The organism is Ruegeria sp. YTSA226 (assembly GCF_059609905.1).
In genome coordinates this window covers 1-4,830 of record NZ_JBXWMQ010000033.1, presented here as the reverse complement: position 1 = coordinate 4,830, position 4,830 = coordinate 1, and the positions used below count along the sequence as shown (strand labels likewise).

Here is a 4,830-nt window from a genome sequence, read left to right as displayed (position 1 = left end):
ATCCTCCTGCTCGTCTCGAGAATTGAATCAGCCGGTGGGCCGCCGATCAAGCAGGAGTTTTTCAACGAAATCAGCCCAAAGCTACCGGGTGCTGCAGTCCGCGCTAACGGTGGCAACGCGCAGAAAGCGGACTTTGCTAAGTCCTGTTGATCTCACTTAGTCGCCCTTTGGCACTGCCACTTACCTATTGCATTCACCCCGCATTAGAAAACGATCCGGGTTCTTAGACCGAACAGGGTAATCCGGTCCTGATCGGGATTTAGAAGCGGGTCGGAAATGAATTGTACCGATGGCGTGATCTGCAGTCCGGGTGCGATTGAAAAACGGTAGAATGCTTCGAGTGTGAACTGATCGCCATCTATGCCTCTTGCCTCGGCCCAGTCCAGGCCCAACCCGGCCAAATCGGTATTGCGACCGTAGTAGCCAATACCCGCAGAAACGGACCGATCATAGAGTGCTGCTGCCCCTTTTGAGGCCCCTGCCCGGAAGAACGGCATCCACTTATTGTCAATAAACCATGCTGCTGAGAACGCGGCGCCGTAATCTTCTGGACGGCTACCATCGTCAGCCGCATCCGCATGCCAGAGGGTCAGATGGATATTGTCGAAGTAAATGCGATCAAAGCCAGAGGTGTAACCAAGTTCGAGTGATTTGAAGAGATTGCCGTCGCTAAACACATCAAAGTTCGGATCAGACGGGTCGGCGTTTGCGTCTGAGACGCTCGCAACGGCGTAAAGGTTCTCGCTTAGCTTTACCCCACCGGCAATGCCAAGACCTTGGTTGGGCGCGTTAATTGTCGGATTGGTATTGAAAGACAGGTTTTGGAAACCACTGTAAGGGCTTACCAACCCATAGATGTCCACAAAGTCCGTTACATCAATCTGGCCGACTTGCAGCGTCCACGAACCGTTCTCCGCCCTTTGGGTCCAGAACAGATTGGTCAATAGCAACCCATTATCGTTGAAGGCTGTCCCTGTGATTGAAAGCGCTCCACCATCTAACCCAAGGAATTGCGGGGCAACATCGGTATAACTGTGCCGGTCTTCGATCTTGAACGTCAGAGACCCTCGTTCAGTTGCCTGCCAACTGCCATAGAACCGCGCAATTCCGCTGGCAGCTTCGCCCTCCCCCAGATCCGCGTTCGTGGTTTGGCCCAATGCCAAGTAATCAATGTTGAACCGAAACCCATTCTCCGCCAGTCGGTCTTTCCACTGAAACCAACCCGGTGCGGTATTGCGCGGAAAATCGGAACGATATTGTGGATCGGTCAGTCCATCTCCGGTCTCAAGATCAGCTTCGACCGAAGAGGGCCCGGACAGACCTTGAGCCGACGCCGCGCCGGCTGAGACAATACTCAGTACGACAACGAGAAGCCTTATCATTCAGACGCCTTTGCCCCGCCGGTCTTGCGATTGCCCGCCGCTCGGATACGATCAGCGGCACGCTGCTTCCATTCCAGCCTGTCTGCTTCGGTTTCCAGAGTTTCGACACGTTCCGTCTCCAACTGGAATGTCGCACTCATAGGCATAAGGCCGTCCACAACCATCATATTCTGAACAGTGGGATCGATAGTCAGCGTGCCCGTCAGCCGAACGGGTTCGTGGAAATAGCTGGGCGTCCAGTCGCCATTCAACCGCACGCGAATCATTTGATTGGGTTGGGGCGGGGGCATGTGGCTACACATTCCTCGTTCTGGCACTAGATACGCCACAGATCGCCCGTCTGGATCGCTCGGGCCCGGGATGGCAAAGCCCGCGATTGTTATTGTTTGACCGTCGAATTGCGGATTTCCGTTTGTTCCTGCCTTTCTTCGCCGTTCTTTCACAAGCTCTCTTTGATCGAGCAGCCAATCGACATCAACGCCAACTCCCGCCAAGGCATCCTCGGTCTCGGTCAGAAGCTCCTGCCAATTCAGTCTTTCTTCCGCGCTGCCAGTGTCTTGCTGTAGCCTGCCACGCATCCGCACAACGAATAGGACGTCGTCGAACTGTTCGGGGCTGAGCTCCCGATAGGGATCCTCAAAGACCTGCACAGATGGGTCCGGGAGGTCTGCCCAGTCCAGCGCTGCTCCTGGCGTTGCCATGGCGGAATGACCGTAACAGACCAAACCCGCGAGCAAGACGGAACGAAACCAAAGGAACATGAATACTCTCCAGTCGAGTTTTGGGGTCAATTCAGTGTATTTTTGTATATCACACCGTCCTTCATGATAAGCCGGATCGTTTCAGGGCTTTCCGGCCTCGGATCGGCACCAAACCACTGATCACCCGTGCCAACGACCGAGAAGTCTTCGAGGGGGTTACCATCGATCAGCAGGATGTCTGCATAGGCGCCTTCCTCGATCACACCCAGTTTTCCTGCGGTATAAGGGTTCATAAAGTCTCCTGATAGAGCGACTACCTCGCCACCCGTCGATGTCAACGTGACCATTGACGTGTAGGGGCCGAAAAAATCATTGTTTAAGTGTTTTTCGTAGGCAATCTGGATATTGCACGCCTCTACCGAACCAACACAGTCTGTCTGGAAACCCCGCTTCACCGGGCATTCTTTCATATTGTCGATATAGCCTGCAAATGTGGCCGAGGCAGACTTTGCCTTGGCAAGGCTCGCCGGAACATTCGCCACAGCTGGAATGTCGAGAAGTCCGGGGTCAAATGCCGTTAGGTTTGTTGTAATGTACGCACCCTTCTCGTTCATGACTTCGGCAATTTCGCAGTCAAAAGAAAAACCATGTTCGATTGACATAACACCTGCGTCGAGCGCACTCAGGATAGCTTCCTTACGATAGGAATGCGCCATGACATAGCTGCCATATTCATTCGCGACCTGCACGGCGGCTCTGATTTCTTCGGGCGACCCGGCCAGCAATTGCCAAGGGTCGAATGCCGACACGACACCACCGGATTGCATGAATTTCAATTGCGTCGCGCCCATACGAAAGTTGTTACGTGCGAATTTATAGACGTCATCAACACCACTGACCTCCTGAGCCATGTTCAGCCGACCCATGTTTGTCTCCGAACCAGGTGGTGCTGTGAAATTCGCGAAGTCAGCGTGACCACCGCGTGTTCCGATAAACGCCCCAGATGGATAGTAACGAGGGCCCTCGATTTGCCCCGAGTCAATCGCCCTACGTAGTCCGCCATTAGCGCCACCAGCATCCCGGACAGTGGTGAAACCCTGCATCAAATACATCTCGGCCATCCGCGCACCGTGTATGGCAAAGTCCTCCCAGGTCGTGTTGGCCTCCATCGCAGGCAAGGTCGGCCCCATCAGCATGAGATGTGCGTGTAGTTCAATAAACCCGGGTGTCAGTGTCCGCCCCTCTCCGTCAATGACTGTAGCATTGGGGGCATCGATCGCATCGGTCGATACGGACTTAATCAGGTTGCCCTCGACCAATACGCTGGCATTCTCGATACGCTGTTCATTCACGCCATCGAAGATATGCACGTTGGTAAACAACGTTTGGGGTTCTTCTTGATCCTGAGCCTGCGCGGATGCTGAAAAAGAAAGACCTGCAGCGACAATTACGGTCGAGCAAAGCGACATTCGTAGACCGGACATAAGTACTCCCTTCATATTCATGTTTTGCCAACTGTAGTCCGGAAAACTTTTCCTCGGTTGCCACTTTTGAATTAGCATGTTCGAATGTGTTCGTAAAAATGGCCACTGAATACAAATACTAATCATCACAAGGGTGACGAGCTTGCCTTTCAACTCCGCCTCTCAAGAGCATAGCGAGGGCTTTATTCGCCTCTCCTTAGCCGCTCCGTTTTTGCAATATCTCACCGAACGCAAGATCAATCCGCAACCAGCATTGGACCAGGTCGGATTGAAAGCCGAACTGTTGTCTGACCCATCCGTGTTCGTTCACTCAGAGCTGGTCTACGGATTGGTGAATGCCTTCTCAGAAGTATCAGGAGATCGATACCTAGGACTGAATGTAGGGGAGGCGTTTGACCTACAAGGATGGCCGCCCTTCGCTCAAGCCTTGCAATCTACGAAAACGTTATTCGAGTTTTTTACCCGCTTTGTTGGGCTCGTACCGCAGGAGTCCAATTCTGTGCGGCACAGCCTTGTGATTGAAGCAGACAAGGCGACTTATCGTATCGAGAGGCAACAGGAACCAACTGTCCCACCCATTCAGGTGACCGGTTTTGGTGCCGCAATCTATGTACGCCTATTGCAGACCGTCGTCGGAGATTCTTGGGATTCTTCGCGTGTGCGATGGGAAAGCAGATACATCAATGGGCTGCCTATCGACTACAAAGGGATCGAGGTTGGCCTTGGGACTGATCCCGGAATGCAGATTAGTTTTCCTGTGGAATGGTTGTTTTTGCACCATGTCTCTGAGGGCTCTCCCAAGCCCATAGCCTCACCTCAACAAGAGGAAGAAGTAACCGTGGTGGCAGCTTTGCGCTCTGTCTTACGCGACAAACTAGATGAAACCGATTTGGGGTCAGAGTTGGTGGCTGGAATGCTGGGAATACAACCGGAACGGTTTCTGAAAGCGCTTCAACAACAAGGCACAACGCTACCCCGTGAAATCAAACGGCTGCGTGTCGATGTCGCCAAAGAGCACCTCAAAAAAGAAAAGATGACAATTGCGGAGATTGGTCTGATGCTCGGCTATTCCGACAAGTCCCATTTCACTCGCTTTTTCCGAGGTCAAACCGGAATGACACCGACTAAGTTCCGAAGCAAGTAAATGTGGTCGAGCCAAAAGAAAACTTGGTTGGGAACGTACGATTAGGCTCCAGACTCATTGATTTACAGCCAGAATAGGACTGTAGCAGCGAGAGCGATGGCCGAGAGGAATACCTTTGG

4 protein-coding genes are annotated in these 4,830 nt (G+C 52.8%); 1 reads left to right on the top strand and 3 read right to left on the bottom strand.

Features of this window, described 5'->3' with window-relative positions; all coding sequences use genetic code 11:
- Nucleotides 1-203: 203 nt before the first annotated feature.
- The 3 genes from AC2FFF_RS19720 to AC2FFF_RS19710 all read right to left on the bottom strand — a co-directional run bounded on the left by AC2FFF_RS19720 (nucleotide 204) and on the right by AC2FFF_RS19710 (nucleotide 3,720).
- Entirely contained in the window at nucleotides 204-1,382 is a 1,179-nt protein-coding gene (locus AC2FFF_RS19720; protein ID WP_281973984.1) for a carbohydrate porin, read from the bottom strand.
- Complete coding sequence (locus tag AC2FFF_RS19715; RefSeq protein WP_246097354.1) at nucleotides 1,379-2,083, bottom strand: DUF3299 domain-containing protein; 705 nt, start codon at nucleotides 2,081-2,083, stop codon at nucleotides 1,379-1,381. Before AC2FFF_RS19715 ends, AC2FFF_RS19720 begins: the two co-directional genes overlap by 4 nt.
- 86 nt (nucleotides 2,084-2,169) lie before the next feature.
- Nucleotides 2,170-3,720, bottom strand: coding sequence for an amidohydrolase family protein (locus AC2FFF_RS19710; protein WP_271951639.1), 1,551 nt, complete (start codon nucleotides 3,718-3,720; stop codon nucleotides 2,170-2,172).
- Here AC2FFF_RS19710 and AC2FFF_RS19705 point away from each other — a divergent pair.
- On the top strand, nucleotides 3,710-4,711 hold the full coding sequence (locus AC2FFF_RS19705; RefSeq protein ID WP_281973985.1) for an AraC family transcriptional regulator: 1,002 nt from the start codon (nucleotides 3,710-3,712) through the stop codon (nucleotides 4,709-4,711). The genes AC2FFF_RS19710 and AC2FFF_RS19705 overlap by 11 nt on opposite strands.
- Nucleotides 4,712-4,830 lie beyond the last annotated feature (119 nt).

What these genes read in the sequence shown, in the direction of transcription:
- AC2FFF_RS19720 (WP_281973984.1), bottom strand. Translation starts at nt 1,382, where the DNA reads ATGATAAGGCTTCTCGTTGTCGTACTGAGTATTGTCTCAGCCGGCGCG.
- AC2FFF_RS19715 (WP_246097354.1), bottom strand. Translation starts at nt 2,083, where the DNA reads ATGGCAACGCCAGGAGCAGCGCTGGACTGGGCAGACCTCCCGGACCCA.